At 41.3% G+C, this 22597-nt stretch carries 19 protein-coding genes; 18 read left to right on the top strand and 1 reads right to left on the bottom strand.

The genetic code is table 11. The features are described 5' to 3' along the window. Positions 1 to 95: 95 nt before the first annotated feature. The 3 genes from B7705_RS09760 (at position 96) to scrK (ending at position 3325) form a co-directional block, all read left to right on the top strand. Positions 96 to 302 (top strand): hypothetical protein, encoded by a 207-nt coding sequence (locus tag B7705_RS09760; RefSeq protein ID WP_158086002.1) that lies wholly within the window; start codon positions 96 to 98, stop codon positions 300 to 302. An 81-nt stretch (positions 303 to 383) separates the two neighbouring features. Continuing rightward, entirely contained in the window at positions 384 to 2279 is a 1896-nt protein-coding gene (locus B7705_RS09485) for a sucrose-specific PTS transporter subunit IIBC (RefSeq protein ID WP_084949202.1), read from the top strand. 158 nt (positions 2280 to 2437) lie between these two features. Continuing rightward, positions 2438 to 3325 (top strand): fructokinase ScrK, encoded by an 888-nt coding sequence (scrK, locus tag B7705_RS09480; protein ID WP_000164288.1) that lies wholly within the window; start codon positions 2438 to 2440, stop codon positions 3323 to 3325. 46 nt (positions 3326 to 3371) lie between these two features. Here scrK and B7705_RS09475 read toward each other — a convergent pair whose 3' ends face one another. Next, positions 3372 to 3989, bottom strand: a complete 618-nt coding sequence (locus B7705_RS09475; RefSeq protein WP_000077675.1) for a TVP38/TMEM64 family protein — start codon at positions 3987 to 3989, stop codon at positions 3372 to 3374. A gap of 112 nt (positions 3990 to 4101) precedes the next feature. Between B7705_RS09475 and B7705_RS09470 the strand changes: the two genes are divergently transcribed. The 15 genes from B7705_RS09470 to B7705_RS09400 all read left to right on the top strand — a co-directional run bounded on the left by B7705_RS09470 (position 4102) and on the right by B7705_RS09400 (position 22586). Then, positions 4102 to 7095: a type I restriction endonuclease subunit R gene (locus tag B7705_RS09470; RefSeq protein WP_084949201.1), complete on the top strand. Its 2994-nt coding sequence runs from the start codon at positions 4102 to 4104 to the stop codon at positions 7093 to 7095. A 372-nt stretch (positions 7096 to 7467) separates the two neighbouring features. Continuing rightward, on the top strand, positions 7468 to 8361 hold the full coding sequence (locus tag B7705_RS09465; protein ID WP_084949199.1) for a hypothetical protein: 894 nt from the start codon (positions 7468 to 7470) through the stop codon (positions 8359 to 8361). A 188-nt stretch (positions 8362 to 8549) separates the two neighbouring features. Then, entirely contained in the window at positions 8550 to 9797 is a 1248-nt protein-coding gene (locus tag B7705_RS09460; protein WP_084949198.1) for a restriction endonuclease subunit S, read from the top strand. A gap of 9 nt (positions 9798 to 9806) precedes the next feature. After that, positions 9807 to 10346 carry a hypothetical protein gene (locus B7705_RS09455; protein ID WP_084949196.1) on the top strand — a complete coding sequence of 180 codons (540 nt, stop codon included), beginning with the start codon at positions 9807 to 9809 and terminating at the stop codon, positions 10344 to 10346. 1 nt (position 10347) lies between these two features. Beyond that, positions 10348 to 11175 (top strand): hypothetical protein, encoded by an 828-nt coding sequence (locus B7705_RS09450; protein ID WP_084949195.1) that lies wholly within the window; start codon positions 10348 to 10350, stop codon positions 11173 to 11175. 40 nt (positions 11176 to 11215) lie between these two features. Further along, the gene (locus B7705_RS09445; protein WP_084949193.1) at positions 11216 to 11971 is read left to right on the top strand and encodes a hypothetical protein; all 756 of its coding nucleotides are present in this window, start codon (positions 11216 to 11218) and stop codon (positions 11969 to 11971) included. A 44-nt stretch (positions 11972 to 12015) separates the two neighbouring features. Beyond that, positions 12016 to 13617 carry a type I restriction-modification system subunit M gene (locus B7705_RS09440; protein ID WP_084949192.1) on the top strand — a complete coding sequence of 534 codons (1602 nt, stop codon included), beginning with the start codon at positions 12016 to 12018 and terminating at the stop codon, positions 13615 to 13617. Positions 13618 to 13709: 92 nt separating this feature from the next. Next, positions 13710 to 14114: a YbgA family protein gene (locus B7705_RS09435; protein ID WP_084949190.1), complete on the top strand. Its 405-nt coding sequence runs from the start codon at positions 13710 to 13712 to the stop codon at positions 14112 to 14114. Beyond that, on the top strand, positions 14098 to 14463 hold the full coding sequence (locus B7705_RS09430) for a TIGR02328 family protein (RefSeq protein WP_084949188.1): 366 nt from the start codon (positions 14098 to 14100) through the stop codon (positions 14461 to 14463). Before B7705_RS09435 ends, B7705_RS09430 begins: the two co-directional genes overlap by 17 nt. 277 nt (positions 14464 to 14740) lie before the next feature. Then, a complete protein-coding gene (gene metE, locus B7705_RS09425; protein ID WP_084949187.1) occupies positions 14741 to 16990 on the top strand; it encodes a 5-methyltetrahydropteroyltriglutamate--homocysteine S-methyltransferase in 2250 nt (749 codons plus the stop codon). 93 nt (positions 16991 to 17083) lie between these two features. Beyond that, positions 17084 to 17950, top strand: a complete 867-nt coding sequence (metF, locus tag B7705_RS09420) for a methylenetetrahydrofolate reductase [NAD(P)H] (RefSeq protein WP_084949242.1) — start codon at positions 17084 to 17086, stop codon at positions 17948 to 17950. A gap of 367 nt (positions 17951 to 18317) precedes the next feature. Next, on the top strand, positions 18318 to 20531 hold the full coding sequence (pnp, locus tag B7705_RS09415) for a polyribonucleotide nucleotidyltransferase (protein WP_084949185.1): 2214 nt from the start codon (positions 18318 to 18320) through the stop codon (positions 20529 to 20531). 15 nt (positions 20532 to 20546) lie between these two features. Then, complete coding sequence (gene cysE / locus B7705_RS09410; RefSeq protein ID WP_000539961.1) at positions 20547 to 21164, top strand: serine O-acetyltransferase; 618 nt, start codon at positions 20547 to 20549, stop codon at positions 21162 to 21164. An 11-nt stretch (positions 21165 to 21175) separates the two neighbouring features. Beyond that, positions 21176 to 22042, top strand: a complete 867-nt coding sequence (locus B7705_RS09405; protein ID WP_084949184.1) for a GNAT family N-acetyltransferase — start codon at positions 21176 to 21178, stop codon at positions 22040 to 22042. A 22-nt stretch (positions 22043 to 22064) separates the two neighbouring features. Beyond that, the gene (locus tag B7705_RS09400; protein ID WP_084949183.1) at positions 22065 to 22586 is read left to right on the top strand and encodes a dihydrofolate reductase family protein; all 522 of its coding nucleotides are present in this window, start codon (positions 22065 to 22067) and stop codon (positions 22584 to 22586) included. Positions 22587 to 22597 lie beyond the last annotated feature (11 nt).

The raw sequence follows: 22597 nt of genomic DNA, 5'->3' as shown, positions 1-22597 counted from the left end.
TTATCTTTCCTCCATAAGTTCTATTCTATTCTATTATTAATAGTAAACGTTTTCGGCAAAAAAAGCAAGCCTTTTATGTTAAAAAAGAGAAAAATATGTCAAACGATTGCCAAAAATCAAGTAAAAGAAATCTGGCAAATTTTCACGAAAATATGAAAGAAAATGTAAATAAAAACCTTTATTCCTCAAGTATAAAGATATTTTTTGAGGAAAAAGAGAATTTCCCTCAAAAACGAGCAAAAATAATCAGAGAAAAAAGAAAGGGAATAAAAATTTCTGCAAAACGCTTGACATATTTTTGAAAGATGATAAAATAATACTCGTAGGGCGAGTAAAATCGCTTTCAAACAAGAACAAATTTTTTTATAAGGAGATTTTTGCAAATGACCAATACAGAAATTGCAAAAAAAGTCATCGAAGCCTTGGGTGGACGTGAGAACGTCAACAGTGTAGCTCACTGTGCGACTCGCCTCCGTGTTATGGTAAAAGATGAAGCGAAAATCAATAAGGATGCTATCGAGAACTTGGAAAAAGTTCAAGGTGCTTTCTTTAACTCAGGTCAATACCAAATCATCTTTGGTACTGGTACAGTAAACAAGATGTACGATGAAGTCGTAGCTCTTGGGTTGCCAACATCTTCTAAAGAAGATATGAAAGCAGAAGCTGCAAAACAAGGAAATTGGTTCCAACGTGCCATCCGTACTTTCGGTGACGTCTTCGTTCCAATCATTCCAGTTATCGTAGCAACTGGTCTCTTCATGGGTGTTCGTGGTCTCTTGACTGCTCTTGGAATGACACTTCCAGAAGATGTGACAACTTATACTCAGATCTTGACAGACACTGCCTTTATTATCTTGCCAGGTTTGGTTGTTTGGTCAACTTTCCGTGTATTCGGTGGTAACCCAGCTGTTGGTATCGTTCTTGGTATGATGCTCGTTTCTGATTCACTTCCAAATGCCTGGGCTGTTGCGTCTGGTGGTGAAGTAACTGCAATGCAGTTCTTCGGATTTATCCCAGTTGTAGGTTTGCAAGGTTCAGTTCTTCCAGCCTTCATCATCGGGGTTGTCGGAGCTAAGTTTGAAAAAGCAGTTCGTAAGGTTGTTCCAGATGTACTTGACCTCTTGGTAACACCGTTTGTAACACTCCTTGTAATGTCAATCCTTGGATTGTTTGTTATCGGACCAGTCTTTCACGTTGTTGAAAACTACATTCTCATTGGAACAAAAGCTATTCTTAACTTGCCATTCGGACTTGGTGGTTTCTTGATTGGTGGAGTTCACCAATTAATCGTCGTATCAGGTGTTCACCACATCTTCAACTTGCTTGAAGTTCAATTGCTTGCTGCTGACCACGCTAACCCATTCAACGCTATCATTACTGCAGCTATGACTGCTCAAGGTGCTGCAACTGTTGCCGTTGGTGTGAAAACTAAAAATCCTAAACTTAAAACTCTTGCTTTCCCAGCTGCTCTTTCTGCCTTCCTAGGTATTACTGAGCCTGCTATCTTCGGGGTTAACTTGCGTTTCCGTAAGCCTTTCTTCCTTTCATTGATTGCTGGTGCAGTCGGTGGTGGACTTGCTTCAATCCTAGGACTTGCTGGTACTGGTAATGGTATCACAGTCATCCCAGGTACAATGCTTTACATTGGTAATGGACAACTTCTACAATACCTTCTTATGGTAGCTGTATCATTTGCACTTGGTTTTGCTCTTACTTACATGTTTGGTTACGAAGATGAAGTAGAAGAGGTTGCAGGAGCAATTTCTGAAGCTGAAACTGACCGTTTAACAGAAGAAGCAGTAACTGGTACCCTTGCTTCACCTAGTGAAGGTGTCATCCAAACTCCAATCGTTGGTGACGTCGTTGCTCTTTCAAATGTGGATGATCCAGTCTTCTCAAGCGGAGCTATGGGACAAGGTATCGCTGTAAAACCAAGTGAAGATGTCGTTTACGCACCAGCAGATGCTGAAGTGACAATCGTCTTCCCAACAGGACATGCTTATGGATTGAGAACAGCTAACGGTGCTGAAATCTTAATTCACGTTGGTATCGACACTGTTTCAATGAACGGTGAAGGCTTCAACCATAAAGTTGCCCAAGGTGACAAGGTTAAAGCTGGAGATGTTCTTGGAACATTTGACTCAGCTAAGATTGCTGCTGCAGGTCTTGATAACACAACTATGGTTATCGTAACAAACACTGCAGACTTTGCTTCAGTAAATCCAGTTGCTTCTGGATCAGTTGCTAAGGGTGACGCAATCATCGAAGTGAAAGCCTAGTCTTCTTCGAAAATCAGATTTAAAAACAAAACGAACAAATATCATGTTTGTTCGTTTTTACTTGGATGGTAAGATTTACAGAGGAAAATCTAAAATATTGAGAAATCTAGCCCTTTAAAATGTGCTATAATAGAGAAAACAAAGATAAGAGGTTTATCATGACAAAATTATATGGAAGCTTAGAAGCGGGCGGTACAAAGTTTGTCTGTGCTGTCGGAGATGAAAATTTTAATGTTGTAGAAAAAACACAGTTTCCTACAACAACTCCTATCGAGACGATCGATAAAACCATCGAATTCTTTTCAAAATTCGATAATCTTGCAGGCCTTGCCATCGGTTCCTTCGGTCCCATCGATATCGATAAAAACTCAAAAACCTATGGTTTTATCACAACGACTCCAAAACCTCACTGGGCAAATGTAGACCTACTTGGTGCCCTACGTCGCGCCCTCAACGTACCCATGTATTTCACAACCGACGTAAACAGCTCTGCCTATGGTGAAGTAGTTGCTCGTAACAATGCTGGTGGCCGTATCGAAAACTTGGTTTACTACACGATCGGTACAGGGATCGGTGCAGGTGTTATCCAACGTGGTGAGTTTATCGGTGGTGTCGGTCACCCTGAGATGGGTCACTACTATGTGGCTAAACACCCAATGGATGTAGAAAAAGAATTTAACGGCGTCTGTCCTTTCCATAAGGGTTGTTTGGAAGGCTTTGCGGCTGGACCAAGTCTAGAAGCTCGTACAGGTATTCGTGGTGAAAACATCGAACTCAACAGTTCTGTCTGGGATGTTCAAGCCTACTACATCGCTCAGGCTGCGGTTAATGCTACCGTGACGTTCCGTCCAGACGTCATCGTCTTTGGTGGTGGGGTTATGGCCCAACAACACATGCTGGACCGTGTGCGTGAGAAATTTACAGCTCTTCTCAATGGATACCTACCAGTACCAGATGTGCGTGACTACATCGTGACTCCAGCAGTTGCTGGAAATGGTTCTGCCACACTTGGGAACTTTGTCCTTGCTAAGAGTGTCGCAAAATAAAACAAACAAAAAATCCGCTTGGGAAACCAAACGGATTTTTCTATTCTCAAAACATCTGCCAGAAGAAATCAATAATATAAGTCAAACCATAAGTGTAAACCACTAGGGTAAAGGGCTTGGTCAGAATGATGATAATCATATAGCGTTTGAAGGTCATCTTGGTGAGGGCAGCCAGCATACAGAGAAAGTCAGCTGGACTGACAGGCCAGATCATCATAAAGATAAAGAACCGCTCGAAACGATTGCCCTTATCTAGCCAACCAATGTACTTGTCATAGGTACGCTTGCTGACGACCGACTGAACAAAGGCAGCTCCATAGAGACGCACCAGGTAAAAGATAATGGCACAGCCAATCACGATGCCGATATAGTTATAGATAGTTCCGATGATGTGGCCGTAAATAAAGACCCCAGCCACTGAGGTCAAAGCTCCCGGAATGATCGGAACAACGGTTTGAAGGATCTGTAAAAAGATAAAGAGTGGTGGCCCCCAAACCCCAGCTTGCTGGATAAAGGCCGATAGGGTTTCCTTGGACTGTAACACTCCTGCCTGATAGGCCCAAATACAGAAAATCAAGGTGCCGACTCCCCCGACGATAGATGAGATATTGATGACTTGCTGTAGAAGGGGAGAAACAGCTTTCATTTGCTTATGCTGTGACATAGAAACTCCTTATAGATAGTATGATTCTACTATACCATATTTTGATAAAAGAAGGGGGAATTAAAGATAAACATGTTATAATAAAGAAAGTAGAACATCTTTAAAGGAGAGAATGATGCAAGTAAAACCAGAACTGGAGATAGAAAACCAACTGATCAACCAACTGGTAACTGGGGAGAGTCAATGGACTTATAGGGAAGACCTCAAAACAGAAGAACAACTATGGGACAATTTCTTTGAGAAACTGGCCCAAAACAATGTGGCTCTTCTAGCAGACCATCCCTTGACAGAGCAGGAAAAACGCCAGATAAAAAACCAACTCAACTTTATCAGCTACTACGATGCGGCCAAGTGGTTGGTCGGAGAAAATGGTATTGCCAAGGTTGAGGTTCAAAGAGAAGATGCTAGCCTAGGGACTATTCGTTTATCAGTTATCTGGCGAGACAATATCGCAGCTGGTAAGTCCAGTTATGAAGTTGTTAACCAAGTCGAGAGAGACAAGGCGAATCCTCTGGATCAAGACCGCAGGCTAGATGTGACACTCTTGATCAATGGCCTTCCAATGATTCAAATTGAGCTTAAAAGTCCCCGAGTAGCTTTTTTAGATGCTTTTCATCAGATTAAAAAGTATGATCGCGAAGGCAAGTTTCGTGGCATCTACTCTAGCTTGCAGATGTTTGTTGTGACCAACAAGGTCGATACTCGCTATATCGCTGCAGCTAGAGAAAACAAACTCAACAAGCAATTTCTAACCAAGTGGGTGGATAAGGAGAACCAACCCATAACGAGCTTGACCAGCTTTGCCCACGAAGTCCTTTCTATCCCTCGTGCTCACCAGATGGTCATGCAGTATTCTGTCCTTGATGATAGCAAGAAATCTCTCATCCTCTTGCGTCCCTATCAGATCCATGCTATCGAAGCGGTGCAGGAAGCTTCGCGCCAGCAAGCATCAGGCTATGTCTGGCATACGACAGGTTCAGGAAAGACCTTGACTTCTTATAAGGTAGCTCGTAATCTCCTTCAAATTCCGTCCATCCAAAAGACTATTTTTGTCGTTGACCGCAGGGACTTGGACCAACAGACCACTTCATCCTTTCTCTCTTATGCGACCAATGATGTCATTGATATCGATGAAACGGATAATACCCATGATTTGGTCAAGCGCTTAGGAAGTAATGATAAGCGTGTCGTGGTGACCACTATCCAGAAAATCACCACCATGATGCGCAAGTTTGAACAAGGTCTTTACCAAAAAGATGCGGATAAAATCAAGGGACTCCGAGTGGCCTTTGTCGTGGATGAATGCCACCGTGCCGTGACACCACAAACACAAAAAGACATTAAAGCATTTTTCCCACAGTCTCTCTGGTATGGATTTACAGGGACGCCTATCTTTAAGGAAAATAAACGCCAGCAGGTCGGTGACCTAGCCCAAACCACCCAGCAACAGTATGGCGAACGCTTGCACGAGTATACAGTCAAGGAAGCTATCCATGATGGAGCTGTTTTAGGTTTTAAGGTCGATTATCGTAATACCCTCATCACAGACCAGGCTGAAAATGAAATACCTGATAGCGTCTACGAAAATGAGGAGCATATGCTGGAAGTCTTGGATGCCATTATCAATAAATCCCGCCAACAACTGGGCTTCCAAAAAGGAGTGGGCAATACCTACAATGCCATCCTGACGGTCAAGTCTATCCCTCAAGCCCAAGCCTACTATGACCTTCTCAAAAGAGTTAAGGCTGGTCAAACACGTGTCAAGGTATCAGAGAGAGTCAAGATGGTCCTTCCAGACTTTCCAAAGGCGACCATCACCTACTCTGTCACTGAAAATGAAGAAGACTCAAGAGCCAACCAAGACCACATGAAACAGGTCTTAGAGGACTATAACCAAGAGTTTGATACTCACTTTACTATGGCAGACCTTCGTGGTTTTAATACAGATGTCAATAACCGCCTTGCCCGTAAGCAAGACAAGTATCTCTATCGCAATGAGCAGTTGGACTTGGTTATTGTGGTCAATCGTCTCTTAACGGGATTTGATGCTCCTTGTCTATCAACTCTCTTTATCGACCGCAAGCCTATGCAACCGCAGGACTTGATCCAAGCCTTTAGCCGAACCAATCGGATCTTTGACTCCAGTAAGACTTATGGTCATATCATCACTTTCCAAAAGCCTCTAGCCTTTAAGGAAGCAGTGGACAATGCCCTCAAGCTCTACTCAAATGGTGGTGAAAATGATGTCCTAGCCCCAAGCTGGGAAGAGGAAAAGAGGAACTTTTTACGGAGTTGCAGTGATTTCCAAAATCTCATCACCGATGATCCTGAGGAAGGACTCCAAATCGAGCAGATTTCTACACCTGAGTTGAGAAAGCTCGCCAAGGCCTATCAGGTCTTCGATAAATACCTAGCTTCTATCCGAGTTTATAAAGAGTATGATGAGGAAGAAATCTACGCGCAGACAGGACTAAGCGCAGAAGAATTGGAAACCTATCTAGGCTTTTATCAAAATATCCTGGCAGAATTAAAAAGCCGAAGAGATGATGGTGGTGAGGATGGGGAGCCCCTTGATATTCACTATGAACTAGAGTCCATCCAAGTGGATGAGATCAACTATGCCTATATCCTAACCTTAATCCAAAGCCTGATCGAGCAAGGTCAGAGTCAAGAAAAGAACCTAAGCGCTCAAGATAGAGAGGCAGTAGATAGCTATATTGAGAGCCTTGAGAAGACCAATCCAAATCTTGCCCAGATTATCACTGAACTATGGAAGGAAGTACAGGACAAGCCAGAAAGCTATCGAGGTCAGTCCATTGCCAATATCTTGGATCAGATGATCGAGGCGGTTATCCAGCAACACCTCCAAGTCTTTAGCAAACGTTGGTATGTCGGAGAGGATGAACTCCGTTACTATGTAGAACACTACCGCAAGGGAGCCAAGAAACAACTAGGAGAGAGCCAGCTGACCAAGAGCCAGCGCTATCAGGACTATAAGATAGAAGTGGCAGATGCCCTCAATCCCCTCCTCTATAAAAAACAAATCAAAGAAGCCTATACCCAACTGATAGAAGAAGTGATTGAGCCATTGAGGGTGGGGAGGTAATATGTAGATTTTTAATTTTAATTAAATAATGTAGTACCTTTAAAAAAGCCTTATTTAAGGCTTTTTTTGATGTTTATAAATTTTAAAGAAGAATAAAAAACTACATATTGTGGTTTTGTAAAAAAATAAACACAATTTATACATTATGTTGTGTTTTGGTCTTGACTTCCTATAGAAAATTGATATAATAACAAATGTAGAATAAAAAAAGACGTCAGTGGGCTCTGACGATTTGATAGGGTTATGAATTTTTAGCTAGTTCAGGAAAGCACTATTCAAAAATTCCATTTCTAGTGTATCATTTATTTGATAGATTGTAAATCAAAGCGAAAATATTCTAACCTACATTCTACAAAATATTATAGAAAGTGGGTGATCGGTATTCGATTATCAAAATATTTAAATAGAGAACAAATACAAACAGGATTAGACTTCTTAGATGTTGATACAAATGAAGATGTTATGCTATTTGTAGATCCTTTGTTATTGCCAGATAATTTTAAAAGAGTTGTGGATGATTTTATTAAGCAGTCTTATGAAATTTATTGTGAAGGGAATAAAAAAGATTCATTTAACCTTTTTTCACATTCGAAAGAATGTAATGCGACGCACCTAGGATATTCTTCCAATAAGTCAAAAGGGAAAGGTGTCTCAATGAAGATGCTTGACCAATTTTTTAGTTATGTGAAATCATCTGTTTCAGCTGTCCGAGAAAAAGCATTAACATCAGTAGCTATGCCTTTATTTATCAAAAGATTTTCCGAAGACAGAATGTCAGATTTGATTGTCAGTTTGTTGAAGAAAGAACTCATTGTTTTTTCATTAGAACAAGCATTACATGGACTTCAAATTAGCAGTGACATCAAAACTTTTGAATATTGGGATCACATAAGTCATGAATGGGCAAAGTTTGAGAGTCATTATGTGTTGGATCCTGAGGAGAATAATAAAGATAGATTATTGATTTTGGTTCCAAAAACAATAGTTAGTAAGAGATATATTATATCTCCAGCAAGATATGTTTCTAATATCTTTAGTCGCTTACAGCTATTACCAATGTATCAGGATTCAAATGGGAAACCATACTCTAAAAAAATTCTGAGAGAGATAAAAATAAATAAACAGTATAACGAAGATAAACAGAAGAATTACATTCTAGATTCAACAACTTCTTCTCCGGAATTTTTTATAGATTACATGGAGCATTCAGAAAAATATAGAGACAATAAGTCATTGCTTGATGATGAGTTAATTAGTATTTTATAACTTGATAAATGATTGAATAGTGCTACAAGAGAAGAAGAGTTTTCTTCTCTTTTTGCTTTGTTATTAGCGTTCATATTGATTTTTCATGATATAATATTAAAAAATGATGAATGATGATTCTAGGTTATGAATTACATAAAAAGTTAAAACAATTTTTAGATAGAGAGTTATAAGAGTTGAGGAAAAGAATGATACCTAAAATTATTTTTAGTGAAGGAAAAAAAGATTGGGTTAAAAGACCATTATTATCCAACATAGATAAAATTTTAGATTATAGAGGTAGAACACCTAAAAAATTAGGTTTGAGTTGGAGTGATACAGGTTATCTAGCTTTATCAGCTTTAAATGTAAAGAATGGCTATATTGATTTCAATGCTGATGCCAATTATGGAGATCAAGAATTGTATGATCGATGGATGGGAGATAATCATCTTCATAAAGGGCAAGTTGTTTTTACTACTGAAGCACCAATGGGAAATGTTGCACAGATTCCTAATGATGATTTGTATATTCTAAGTCAACGAACGATTGCCTTTGAAGTTAAACATAATTTAATTCGGGAAGATTTTTTAGCTACTTTATTGCGTAGCCAAAAAATATTTAATGAATTAACTTCATTATCTAGTGGAGGAACTGCAAAAGGAGTTAGTCAAAAATCTTTATCAAATCTCAAGGTTTGTTTGCCTACATCATTAGAAGAACAATCCGCCATTGGCACCCTTTTTCGCACCCTCGACGAACTTCTAGCTAGCTACAAGGATAATCTTGCTAACTACCAATCTCTTAAGACGACCATGCTCTCCAAGATGTTTCCCAAAGCTGGACAGACAGTGCCAGAGATTCGTTTAGATGGATTTGAGAGCGAGTGGGAATTATATGAACTTAAATCAAGGGCTGAAACTATAACTAAGGGAACCACACCGAAAGATAAAAGCTGGCAAGGGGAAGTAAACTATATTAAAACCGAAAGTATAAATAGAGATACTGGTAGTTTGGTCCGGACAGCCTCTACAAGTTTAGAAGAACATTTAGGATACCTAAAACGTTCTATACTTAAAGAAGGTGATGTATTGTTTTCAATTGTCGGTACTCTTGGGGTAGTTGGGATAGTTGATAAAAAAGATTTACCTGCAAATACAAATCAGCAAATTGCAATTATTAGATTGAAGAGTGACGATGCGATTTTTATGTTGAATTTTTTGAAAAGTCCAAGAATAAAGTCTTTTATCAAAAGTGATTCAACAATTGGAGCACAACCCTCGCTTTCTTTATGGCAGATAGAGAAAATAAAGGTATCACTTCCTCCTTCACTCGAAGAACAACAAGCCATCGGCGCCTATTTCTCTAACCTCGATAACCTAATCACAGCTCAGCAAGAGAAAATTTCTCAGCTAGAAACACTTAAAAAGAAACTCTTGCAGGATATGTTTATATAGAATTTTGTTATGAAAAAAATTAGAAGATTATGTTTGTCGTTTTGTTTATCAATTTGTTCTTTTTCGCCAGGTTTAGTCTTGTATCTATTTACTATAGACATTTTTCCCTCACATGATTCTTATGTATGTAGTTTTCTAAAAATAGGAGTGTTGATTTTCCTGGTGCTTTCTTTTTCTTTTGTAGTCTTACAGTATTTGAAAAGATTTAAAGAAGCAAATGATACTGCTCAAGTTGAAAGTATACAACCAGTAGAAAATGAAATCATTCCAACTTACTTAGGCCTTTTTGTAATTATGCTGGGTTTAGGTGAATTAACATTCTTATATCAGATTGTAGTAATAGTCCTCATTTTTCTAATATGGTGGATTCTTATGGAGAGGTCATACTATTTTAATTTGATATGGTTACTCTCATATCGTTATTACAGAGTCACTGATAAAAACGGCAATGTCTTTATTATTTATAGTAAGAAAAAAGATGTTAAAGAAACTGGGACTATAAAAGGACTAGTTAGAATAAATAATTTTACTTTTTTGGAGAAGGAATAGTATGTTTTTAGTAAAAGTAGGTCGAACGTATAGAAAATTGGATAACACGGATGATATTTCTGAATTAGTTGCTCCGAAGATTGATCCTGAAAATAGTAGAGAATTTGATCCAGAAATAAAATTAGAACATGAGGAATGGTTCTATATTGAAATTGATGATGAGCATATGTCTATGATCAAAGAATATGAAGATAAATTTTTAAATACTGCGGGTCTAAATGATGTGAATGAAGAAGAGTTCTCGAAAATTGACTTAATTTTCCGTAAAGTTGATAACGATGGGTTAGTTTTTCAAAAAATCACACAATCAAAGAGACTGGTAGATAAGTCAATCTTGAAATGGAGATATAGAAGAGCTGAAAGAACAATTATTGAAAAGGGTATAGAACTAAAATCTGAGAACGATGCCTATTTTGATGGAAATAATAAATTATACTTTAGAAGTTTTAGGACGATTCGTAGCTTATTTAAGGGGATTGATGATTACTACCGTATAGCAAGTCAGGCAGAAGTTGATGAATTAAAAAGAATTGATTTAGTTAGTTTCTCAGACTTTGAGATTAAATCTAATAATTTAAAGATGGTAGCAATTCTAAAAGATGATGAAATTGATTTATCTAAGACCTCAATAATTAGCACCTTATTAAAATCATATGAACAATACCCAGAGCAAGATTTTAAGGTCTCAGAAGGAAAATTTATTATTGATACTAACAAACGATTGACAAGTTTTTTAAAATTGGCGTTAGGAAGATTATATACTAATCCAATTACAAGTCATCAGATGGAGGCCAGCTCTGCTAGGCGATTACGGAAGAAGGAAAACTGAATTAACATTCTTTAAAAAATATCTTTAAAAAGGAGAGCTCATGGTATCTGTAACACAACGTATAAAAGAGATTAACCAACCTCGAGGTGGTTACCTGCCTATCAAATTATTTTCAGTAGAGCAGTTCGAAGATCACAGAGTTCTGCATCCTGTAGAGTCTGTATCTCCTAGTTTAGTGGGGATTTGTGTGGACTACTTGACTCGATTTACGAAAGGGGCAGAAGCCCGTGATGCTTTCAGAATATCTCTCATGGGAGCTCATAAGGTTGACATGGGAGACCTAGCAGAAGCACTACTCGATTTGGTGACAGGATTGGACGACTTATCGATAGAAAGTGCTTGTCGTTTGGTTTCTTTTGATGTCGTTTTTCGTGCGGGGATTAAGTATTATAAACCTTTTGAAGAAATTATGGTGGATGCTGAAACGATAGAGAATATTCGTATCATGGTAGAACGAAGTCTTTGCTTCTTCGATCTCTATGGACCTTTGGTAAAGGATGGCTTTCATTTTCTTGGAGGTTATACAGATACGATTGATAAGGGTGATGGAGATTTTCTGACCAAGGATACATTATGGGATTTTAAGGTGACTAAAACAGCTCCTAATAAAGACCATACACTACAAGTCCTTGTGTACTATATCATGGGCTTACATTCCTTTGACCCTGATTTCCTTACTATCGAAAATCTTGGATTTTATAACCCTCGAAAAAATATCGTTTATCAACTTCCTATTTCTGATATTCCTTTGGACTTGATTCAAACGGTAGAAAGAGAAGTGATTGGTTATAAATGATTGCTTGTTTAAAAAATTAATTGCAAAACTTAGAAAGAAACACTATGGAAACAACACAAACTTCCCAGTCGCTCTACCAAGCCCTGTGGAACTCAGCGGATGTTCTCCGCTCCAAGATGGATGCCAATGACTATAAGTCCTATCTTTTGGGCATGGTCTTTTATAAGTATCTATCAGACAAGATGCTCTTTTTCGTGGCTGAGACCATGGAAGAGGGGACAGATAGTCTTGAGACTGCCCTTGAGGTCTATCGCTCCTACTACGAGGATGCGGACACCCATGAGGACCTCCTCACGGTCATGAAGGATGAACTCAACTATAGTATCAAGCCAGACCTGACCTTTACCGCTCTAGTAGCAAGAGTCAATGAAGGGACTTTCCAGCTGGAAGATCTAGCTCAAGGTTTTCGTGATATCGAGCAGAGTGACGACCTCTATGAAAACCTCTTTGAAGATATCGACCTCTACTCTAAAAAGTTAGGGGCCACTCCGCAAAAGCAAAACCAAACGGTGGCAGCAGTCATGAAGGAGTTGGCTGTGCTAGATGTGGCTGGTCATGCGGGAGATATGCTGGGGGATGCCTATGAGTATCTGATCGGTCAGTTTGCGACTGACTCTGGCAAGAAAGCTGGTGAGTTTTATACACCTCAGCCAGTTGCCAAGCTCATGACGCAGATTGCCTTTTTGGGTCGTGAGGACCAGGAAGGTTTTACCATCTATGATGCGACTATGGGCTCTGGCTCGCTCTTGCTCAATGCCAAGAAATATTCTCATAAACCGCAGACAGTGGTCTACTTTGGTCAGGAGCTCAATACCTCGACCTATAACCTAGCTCGGATGAACATGATTCTACACGGTGTTCCAGTTGAAAATCAATTTCTCCACAATGCCGATACACTGGATGAAGACTGGCCGACACAGGAGCCAACCAACTTTGACGGTGTTCTCATGAATCCTCCATACTCTGCCAAGTGGTCAGCTAATTCTGGCTTCCTGAATGATCCTCGTTTCTCTCCTTTTGGGAAACTGGCGCCTCAGTCCAAGGCTGACTTTGCCTTCCTTTTACACGGTTACTATCACCTCAAGCAAGATAATGGAGTTATGGCTATCGTCCTTCCTCACGGTGTTCTTTTTCGAGGAAATGCGGAAGGAACCATTCGTAAGGCCTTGTTAGAAGAAGGAGCCATTGACACAGTTATCGGTCTACCAGCTAATATCTTCTTCAACACCAGCATTCCAACGACGGTCATCATTCTCAAAAAGAACCGTACCAATCGTGATGTCTACTTTATTGATGCTTCTAAGGAGTTTGACAAGGGGAAAAATCAGAATATCATGACGGATGCTCATATCGAGAAGATTCTGGAAGCCTACAAGCCTCGTGAGGAGATTGACAAGTTTGCCCATCTGGCAAGCTATGAAGAAATCGTCGAAAATGACTATAACCTCAATATCCCTCGCTATGTAGACACCTTTGAGGAAGAAGAAGTCGAGCCACTGACGGAAATCGTCAGCAAGATTAATGAGACAAATAAAGCGATCGAAAACCAAACAGCTTCTCTACTCGAAATGCTGAACCAACTCCACGGAACCACACCAGAAGCCGATGCCGAACTCAAAGAGTTTTTGAAAAACTTTAAAGGGTGATGGGCTTAATTGATTCGCTCATAATTCGCTCATTTTTTAGATACAACTTTGTTTCCATATTTCCTGGAAACGGATAAAAAGCAAGGAGAAACATGGAACAAACTAACCAAAAATCCCAGTGTCAGCAACTCTGGGCTAGAAACAAATACCTCGTTTTGAGCCATTCCAGTAATATTTACAATGAGATTCGCCAATACTTGAAGAATGAAGAGGTGGAGGTCAGCCATGTTCAAAACCTCATTGACCGTGCTTGCCAGATTCCAGAACACAGGGGTCAGGTTTGCAATGCCTTTCAGCATATTTGGGGCTATTTCAAAAAGAAAGCGACAGATGCTGAGCGCAAGGACTATATGCTCTTGCTGGATCGCTACCACTTTGGTCAGGCTTCTAAGGAAGACTTGATTGTTAAGACTCGAGAGTTGCTGGAACGCTATCCCAATACCTACTTGCAACATTCGACTTTACTGAAAGGAGACTCCCATGAGACTTTGGCATGAGGATTTGATTTCACAACTTCCCCGTCCGCAGCTTTTGGGGCAACATCGAGAGTGTTGCGCCCTTCGTGGCAATGGCTGGGGGAGAAAGCATGCAACGGTGGACTATGTCTTTACCCACTCGCCCTATCAACTCTATGCCTATCATCGCTTGATCATGGAGGAGATGGCAATCCGTGGCTATAATGTCAGTCCAGAATGGTTGTACAAGAACTACCGTGGCAAGACCTGCTCTCCTTATCAAGACTTGGCAGAGGAGAAGCTAGGCAAGCCCATCTATATTGAGCATGATGCAGAATACTATGAGGAGTGTCTGGCTAATCTCCGAGAGAAGGGGATTGAGCTGGAGTAAGAGTCAGGATTACAAAAGAAAACCAACCTATAGTCTTTTCTAATAACAAGCCATAGTCACTGCTGAGAATCGTCAATAGCTCGTTTGAGCATTCCAACTAAAATACAGCCACCAAACAAGCTATACAAAGGATTTGAGACGCTGGTCTCAAGTCTTTTTCTTTTGACAGAAACAGTGATATAGTTTCAAACTATATCAAAGCCTAATTATTTACAATTATACAGGCGCTTTCTTTTCTGTTAAGATAGTTTCAACAACAAATTTTGGAGGACACATCATGTCAACTACGATCATCGGTTTCCCTCGTTTGGGCGAATTCCGCGAATTAAAATTTACAACTGAAAAATACTTTAGAAAAGAAATCTCAGAAGAAGAACTCTTGGCAGCAGCAAAAGAATTGCGTGCTAAACATTGGAACATTGTCAAAGAAAAAGGCATCACTGAAATCCCATCAAATGACTTTTCTCACTATGACAACTTCCTGGATGCAGCATTCCTTTTCAACGTGGTCCCTGCTTCTGTTCAAAACTTGGACTTGTCTGAGCTTGAGCGTTACTTTGCTTTGGCGCGTGGTTACCAAGGAGAAAAAGGGGATGTTCGCGCCCTTCCAATGAAGAAATGGTTCAACACCAACTACCATTACATCGTTCCTAAGTTTGAAAAAGATACTCAAGTCAAATTGGCTGGTCACAAGATCTTTGACGAGTTCCAAGAAGCCAAAGAACTTGGATTGAACACTCGTCCTGTTCTCGTCGGTCCATTCACTTTCCTTCAATTATCAGATTTTGAAGAAGGCGTGAAAGCAGAAGACTTCGTAGACAGCTTAGTGGCTGCTTACCAAGAAGTTTTTGCAAAATTGGCTGAACTTGGTGCGACTCGTATCCAATTGGACGAAGCTGCTCTTGTCAAAGACTTGACAGCTGAAGAAAAAGCTCTCTTCTTGAACCTCTACAACAAACTCTTGGCTGACAAGAAAGGTCTTGAAGTCTTGCTTCAAACTTACTTCGGTGACGTTCGTGACGTCTACTCTGATCTTGTGAATTTGCCAGTAGATGCCATCGGTCTTGACTTCGTTGAAGGTAAGAAAACTCTTGAACTCGTTAAAGGTGGTTTCCCAGCTGACAAGACTCTCTATGCTGGTATAGTCAATGGTAAAAACATCTGGCGCAACAACTACGAAAAGAGCTTGGCTGTTCTTGAGCAAATTCCAGCTGAAAACATCGTATTGACAAGCTCATGCTCACTGCTTCATGTGCCATTTACAACTGCTAATGAAGAATTTGAGCCAGCTATCTTGAACCACTTTGCTTTTGCAGTTGAAAAATTGGAAGAACTTCGTGACTTGGATGCTATCCGCAATGGTCAAGGTGCAGAAGCACTTGCAGCTAACAAAGAACTCTTTGCGACTGAGCGTGTGGGTGAAAATGCAGAACTTCGTGCGCGCATCGCTGGATTGACAGACGCTGACTACACTCGTTTGCCAGCCTTTGCAGAACGTGAAGCCATCCAAGAAGAAGCTTTCAAACTTCCAGCTCTTCCAACAACAACCATCGGTTCATTCCCTCAAACTAAGGAAGTCCGTGCCAAACGTTTGGCCTTCCGTAAGGGTGAATTGTCACAAGAAGAGTACGACGCTTTCCTTGCTGAAACCATCGACGAATGGATCAAATGGCAAGAAGAAGTTGGATTTGACGTGCTTGTACACGGTGAGTTCGAGCGTAACGACATGGTTGAGTACTTCGGTCAAAACTTGTCCGGTTACCTCTTCTCTAAGAATGGTTGGGTACAATCATACGGTATGCGTGGGGTGAAACCACCAATCATCTGGGGTGATGTCACTCGTCTCAACCCAATCACTGTGAAATGGTCTAGCTACGCACAAAGCCGTACTGACAAACCTGTTAAAGGTATGTTGACAGGACCTGTTACCATCCTTAACTGGTCATTCCCACGTGAAGACATCTCTATCAAGGACTCAACTCTTCAAATCGCCCTTGCTATCAAGGATGAAGTTCTTGACCTTGAAGCTGCAGGTGTGAAAATCATCCAAATCGACGAGGCTGCTCTTCGTGAGAAATTGCCACTCCGTCGTAGCGACTGGTACGAAGACTACCTTGACTGGGCAATCCCTGCCTTCCGCTTGGTACACTCTACAGTAGCGCCAGATACTCAAATCCACACTCACATGTGTTACTCAGAATTTACAGATATCATCCCAGCCATCGACAACATGGATGCGGACGTTATTTCCTTTGAAGCAAGCCGTTCAAACCTTGAAATCTTGGACGAACTCAAAGCGAAAAACTTCCAAACAGAAGTGGGACCTGGGGTTTACGATATCCACTCTCCTCGTGTGCCAAATGAAGGCGAAATCGACCACACAATCGATGCTATCCTTGCCAAAGTACCAAGCAAGAAAGTTTGGATCAACCCTGACTGTGGTTTGAAAACACGCGGTATTCCAGAAACAAAAGAAAGCTTGATCCGCCTTGTAGAAGCAGCAAAAGCTGCGCGTGAGAAATTGTAATATAAGATTTCTCTCTTGACACAGTTTGATCAAGACACTGCTTGGCCCTAGCTGCTCAGCAATCATGAAATCAAAAAGAAAAGGATAATGACTATGTCACGCCAAACGCCGTCACTTTCATTTGAAGTGTTCCCTCCAAACCCAGCAGTGGGTAATGATAAAATTATTTCAGCCTTGCAGGATATGCGGGAGCTGACACCGCATTTTATCAGTGTGACTGCCAGCAATAATAAATTTAATATCAAGGAAACAACGGTTCGTTTGGCTGACTTTATCCAGAATGACTTGGCGATTCCAACTATTGCCCACTTGCCAGCTATCTATCTGACTAAGGAGAAGGTTGCAGAGACACTTGCGGACTTGGACAAGGTTGGTGTGCGAAAAATCTTGGCTCTACGTGGGGACATCATCCCTGATGTGGAACCGCAAAAGGATTTCCGCTACGCAACGGATTTGATTGAGTTCATCAAGGAACAAGCCCCTCACTTTGATATTGTTGGTGCTTGTTATCCAGAGGGGCACCCTGACTCGCCAAACCAGATCTCGGATATTCAAAATCTCAAGAAGAAAGTGGACGCAGGTTGTTCCAGCCTCGTAACGCAACTTTTCTTTGACAATGAGCGCTTCTATGATTTCCAAGATAAGTGTACCTTGGCAGGGATTGATGTTCCCATTCATGCGGGAATCATGCCTATTCTTAACCGTAACCAAGCGCTTCGTCTCTTGAAAACGTGTGAGAATATCCACCTTCCACGAAAATTTAAGGCCATCTTAGACAAGTATGAGCATGACCCTGAGTCGCTCAGAGCAGCAGGACTTGCCTACGCAGTGGATCAAATCGTGGACTTGGTCACTCAGGATGTCGCAGGTGTGCATTTGTACACCATGAACAATTCTGAAACAGCAAAATACATCCACCAAGCAACCCATGCCTTGTTTAATCATCAGTCTTTAGGATAATAAAAAGCAAACCATTCTTCTCAAGCGAGGGGGATGGTTCCTTTTTAATAGAAAAGCCCGCACTTTTTAAGAAAAATATGATAAAATAGACTCTGTACGTACTTGATACAAAGATGAGGGTATAAACAGATTCTTAGCTATTCAAATCTGCTATAAAAGGTACAAATGCTAAAGAATAATACTTTTAAACTTTTCAAAGTATTTAGATAGTTGAACACGGGCTAAATTCCTAGTGAAAAAGATAGATTTCCTGGTGTGCATCGCACACTGCGTCAATCTCCTATTTTCATACGGAATTCTTTACGCCCTTTGTATCCTGATTTTTGTAGGCAAGGCGTATAATTTCATCAATCCAAAGGGGATTAAAATGACAAAACAAGTGTTTCAAACGACTTTTGCGGGTCGTGAGTTAATCGTAGAGACTGGTCAGGTTGCTAAGCAAGCAAATGGCTCAGTTGTCGTGCGTTACGGTGAGTCAACTGTCTTGACTGCGGCCGTTATGTCTAAGAAGATGGCAACTGGGGATTTCTTCCCACTACAAGTCAACTACGAAGAAAAAATGTATGCGGCTGGGAAATTTCCTGGTGGCTTCATGAAACGTGAAGGACGTCCTTCAACAGATGCGACTTTGACAGCGCGTTTGATTGACCGTCCAATCCGTCCAATGTTTGCGGAAGGTTTCCGTAACGAAGTGCAAGTCATCAATACGGTTCTTTCTTACGATGAAAATGCATCTGCACCAATGGCAGCTATGTTTGGTTCATCCTTGGCACTTTCTATCTCAGACATCCCGTTTGACGGACCAATCGCTGGGGTACAAGTGGGTTATGTAGATGGCCAAATCATCATCAATCCTACTCAAGAACAAGCAGAGCAATCTCTTCTTGAATTGACAGTAGCAGGAACTAAACATGCCATCAACATGGTAGAGTCTGGTGCCAAAGAATTGTCAGAAGAAATCATGTTGGAAGCCCTTCTGAAAGGACACGAAGCTGTCAAAGAATTGATTGTCTTCCAAGAAGAAATCGTTGCTGCTGTTGGTAAGGAAAAAGCAGAAGTGGAATTACTTCATGTGGATGCTGACTTGCAAGCTGAAATCATCGCAGCCTACAACAGTGACCTCCAAAAAGCGGTTCAAGTAGAAGAAAAATTGGCTCGTGAAGCTGCAACTCAAGCAGTTAAAGACCAAGTGACTGCGGTGTATGAAGAAAAATATGCAGACCATGAAGAATTTGACCGTATCATGCGTGATGTGGCTGAAATCTTGGAACAAATGGAACACGCTGAAGTGCGCCGTTTGATCACAGAAGACAAGGTTCGTCCTGATGGTCGTAAGGTTGATGAAATCCGTTCTTTGGATGCGGTTGTTGACTTCCTTCCTCGTGTACACGGTTCCGGTCTTTTCACTCGTGGCCAAACTCAAGCTCTTTCAGTTTTGACCTTGGCTCCGATGGGAGAAACTCAAATCATCGATGGTTTGGACCCAGAGTACAAGAAACGCTTTATGCACCACTATAACTTCCCTCAATACTCTGTAGGGGAAACAGGGCGTTATGGTGCGCCAGGTCGTCGTGAAATTGGTCACGGTGCTCTCGGGGAACGTGCTCTTGCTCAAGTCTTGCCAAGTTTGGAAGAATTCCCATACGCGCTCCGCTTGGTAGCTGAGGTCTTGGAATCAAACGGTTCTTCATCTCAAGCCTCTATCTGTGCGGGTACTCTTGCCCTTATGGCTGGTGGTGTGCCAATCAAGGCACCAGTAGCAGGGATTGCCATGGGTCTCATCTCAGATGGTAATAACTACACAGTATTGACCGATATCCAAGGTTTGGAAGACCACTTTGGAGACATGGACTTTAAGGTTGCAGGTACTCGTGACGGGATTACAGCCCTTCAAATGGATATCAAGATCCAAGGGATTACTGCAGAAATCTTGACAGAAGCCCTTGCCCAAGCTAAGAAAGCCCGTTTTGAAATCCTTGATGTGATTGAAGCAACCATTCCAGAAGTTCGTCCAGAATTGGCTCCAACTGCTCCGAAAATTGATACCATCAAGATTGATGTCGACAAAATTAAGATTGTCATCGGTAAGGGTGGAGAAACCATCGACAAGATTATCGCTGAAACAGGCGTTAAGATTGATATCGACGAAGAAGGAAATGTATCTATCTACTCTAGCGACCAAGATGCCATTAACCGTACCAAAGAAATCATTGCTGGCTTGGTTCGTGAAGCCAAAGTGGATGAAGTTTACCATGCTAAGGTTGTTCGTATCGAGAAATTTGGTGCCTTTGTCAACCTCTTTGATAAGACAGATGCACTTGTGCATATTTCTGAAATGGCTTGGACTCGTACCAACCGTGTCGAGGACTTGGTAGCTATCGGTGATGAAGTCGATGTTAAGGTTATCAAGATTGATGAAAAAGGCCGTATCGATGCCTCTATGAAAGCCCTTCTTCCTCGTCCGCCAAAACCTGAGCATGATGAAAAAGGTGAAAAGTCTGAGCGACCTCACCGTCCACGTCATCACAAGGACCACAAACCGAAGAAAGAATTTACAGAAACACCAAAAGATTCAGAATAAGAAAAGGAGAAATGTATGGGATGGTGGCGCGAAACCATTGATATTGTAAAAGAAAATGATCCAGCGGCACGCAACAGTTTGGAAGTTTTGCTGACTTATCCAGGTGTCAAGGCCTTAGCGGCTCACCGTCTCTCGCATTTTCTCTGGAAGCATGGCTTTAAACTCTTGGCTCGTATGCACAGCCAGTTTTGGCGCTTTTGGACTCAGATTGAGATCCATCCGGGTGCCCAGATTGACTCAGGTGTTTTTATCGACCATGGTTCAGGTCTGGTGATTGGAGAGACAGCGATTGTTGAAAAAGGCGTTCTTCTCTATCACGGAGTGACTCTTGGTGGGACTGGTAAGGATGTTGGCAAACGCCATCCGACTGTGCGTAAAGGAGCTCTCATATCGGCCCATGCCCAAGTTATCGGACCAGTGGAAATCGGTGAAAATGCTAAGGTGGGAGCAGCCGCAGTCGTCGTGGCGGATGTACCTAGTGATGTAACTGTAGTTGGAATCCCGGCTAAGATCGTCCGAGTTCATGGACAGAAGGATGAACCAACGATCCACGAAGTCGAAGAAAAACGCGAGTACTACGTCAATAAACTAGAGCAGGCTAGAGAAGCTAGTCACAGATCGTCGGGGTTGTAGAGGGTACCTATATGATTCAAGCAAGAAACAAGTTAAGCCAAGAGGAGCTATCTGAGGCGAAAAAACTAATTAACTGTTGCCAAAACTATGACGGTACCTATCGTGATCCCTATCTCTCTAACATGCTTAATTTTGACCCAAACATGCCCGCCTTTTTCCTTTATTATGAAAAAGGCGAACTTGTTGGTTTATTAACTGTCTATGCAGATGACCAAGATGTAGAAGTGACGATACTGGTTCATCCAGGTCATCGACGTCAGGGGATTGCGCGTGCATTGTTTACTAGTTTTGAGAGAGAAACAGCTTCTTTTCCGATTCATTCAGTCACTCTTCAGACAGAGCGTGTTTTTCTAGACCGCCATCCTGATTTTGTTAGCAACTGGGAATTGGTCGAGGATGAAGAGACAGAAACCTGGTTAGGTAAGGATAGAAGACCTTATCCGTTAGCAAAGGTTTCTAATCTTGAAGTTTTGTTAGCAGATAGTTCGTATCAGGAGCAAATCAGTCAGTTAAAATTTCAGGTATTCTCAGAGGAACATGAATCGAGAGAGATTGTGGATAGATATGTCGCTGAAGCTCTGAAGGATCCAGAAAGTCGCTTATATATTTTGTTAAAAGACGGTCAGGTTATTGGAACTTGCACGGTAGATTTATCGACTAATACGAATTACTTCTACGGGTTAGCAATATCTGAACCTGAACGTGGGAAAGGCTATGGAAGTTACTTAGCAAAATCCCTTGTTAACCAACTGATTGAGCAAAATGACAGGGAGTTTCAAATTGCAGTAGAAGATAGCAATGTAGGTGCCAAGCGCTTGTATGAAAAAATTGGCTTTGTCAAACAGACTCAGGTAGTTTATCTGAAAGCAAAAGTGTAGAACTAGAAAGGTAACTACAAGAATGGCAGTATATTTTTACGGCTGTATCACCATGGATGGCTACTTGGCAGACAGCCAGCACAGGATAGACTGGCTGCATCAGCTTGGTTCTGTAGAGGATACAGGCTATGATGACTTTTACAGGCAAATGGATATCACCATCATGGGCAAGCGGACCTTTGAGGAAATCCAGGATTTGCAAGATGTAGAAAGTTTTTATCAAGCTACGGAAAACTATGTCTTTACGCATGATAGGCACCTGCCTGTCAGCAATTACCAGCCAGTAGCTGGGGATGTGGTGGACTTTGTTCGCCAGATTGACAAAGGCAAAAATGTCTTTGTGATTGGTGGTAATTCCTTGGTAGGACCGCTCTTGGATGCGGATCTTTTCGACCACCTCATTATTCAGATAGCACCCCTTATCCTAGGAAAGGGGATTCCCCTCTTTACCCAAGAGGAAGGGCAGCGCTTTTACCAACTGGATAGCCTCAGACAATTTGGCCCATTTGCAGAGCTGGTTTTCAGCCGAAAAAGTGAGAAATAGAGAAGGGAGTG

Source organism: Streptococcus oralis subsp. dentisani (assembly GCF_002096685.1).
GTDB classification, from domain to species: domain Bacteria; phylum Bacillota; class Bacilli; order Lactobacillales; family Streptococcaceae; genus Streptococcus; species Streptococcus oralis_AD.
Note: the sequence above shows the minus strand (reverse complement) of the source record. Positions and strands in the feature narration are given on the sequence as shown.

Excerpts from the sequence above, each read along its gene's own strand:
- cysE (WP_000539961.1), top strand. The coding sequence starts at position 20,547 with ATGGGATGGTGGCGCGAAACCATTGATATTGTAAAAGAAAATGATCCA.
- B7705_RS09760 (WP_158086002.1), top strand. The coding sequence starts at position 96 with ATGTCAAACGATTGCCAAAAATCAAGTAAAAGAAATCTGGCAAATTTT.
- B7705_RS09455 (WP_084949196.1), top strand. The coding sequence starts at position 9,807 with ATGAAAAAAATTAGAAGATTATGTTTGTCGTTTTGTTTATCAATTTGT.
- metF (WP_084949242.1), top strand. The coding sequence starts at position 17,084 with ATGTCACGCCAAACGCCGTCACTTTCATTTGAAGTGTTCCCTCCAAAC.
- scrK (WP_000164288.1), top strand. The coding sequence starts at position 2,438 with ATGACAAAATTATATGGAAGCTTAGAAGCGGGCGGTACAAAGTTTGTC.
- B7705_RS09485 (WP_084949202.1), top strand. The coding sequence starts at position 384 with ATGACCAATACAGAAATTGCAAAAAAAGTCATCGAAGCCTTGGGTGGA.
- B7705_RS09440 (WP_084949192.1), top strand. The coding sequence starts at position 12,016 with ATGGAAACAACACAAACTTCCCAGTCGCTCTACCAAGCCCTGTGGAAC.
- B7705_RS09445 (WP_084949193.1), top strand. The coding sequence starts at position 11,216 with ATGGTATCTGTAACACAACGTATAAAAGAGATTAACCAACCTCGAGGT.
- pnp (WP_084949185.1), top strand. The coding sequence starts at position 18,318 with ATGACAAAACAAGTGTTTCAAACGACTTTTGCGGGTCGTGAGTTAATC.
- B7705_RS09450 (WP_084949195.1), top strand. The coding sequence starts at position 10,348 with ATGTTTTTAGTAAAAGTAGGTCGAACGTATAGAAAATTGGATAACACG.
- B7705_RS09400 (WP_084949183.1), top strand. The coding sequence starts at position 22,065 with ATGGCAGTATATTTTTACGGCTGTATCACCATGGATGGCTACTTGGCA.
- B7705_RS09435 (WP_084949190.1), top strand. The coding sequence starts at position 13,710 with ATGGAACAAACTAACCAAAAATCCCAGTGTCAGCAACTCTGGGCTAGA.
- B7705_RS09460 (WP_084949198.1), top strand. The coding sequence starts at position 8,550 with ATGATACCTAAAATTATTTTTAGTGAAGGAAAAAAAGATTGGGTTAAA.
- B7705_RS09470 (WP_084949201.1), top strand. The coding sequence starts at position 4,102 with ATGATGCAAGTAAAACCAGAACTGGAGATAGAAAACCAACTGATCAAC.
- B7705_RS09430 (WP_084949188.1), top strand. The coding sequence starts at position 14,098 with ATGAGACTTTGGCATGAGGATTTGATTTCACAACTTCCCCGTCCGCAG.
- B7705_RS09475 (WP_000077675.1), bottom strand. The coding sequence starts at position 3,989 with ATGTCACAGCATAAGCAAATGAAAGCTGTTTCTCCCCTTCTACAGCAA.
- metE (WP_084949187.1), top strand. The coding sequence starts at position 14,741 with ATGTCAACTACGATCATCGGTTTCCCTCGTTTGGGCGAATTCCGCGAA.
- B7705_RS09405 (WP_084949184.1), top strand. The coding sequence starts at position 21,176 with ATGATTCAAGCAAGAAACAAGTTAAGCCAAGAGGAGCTATCTGAGGCG.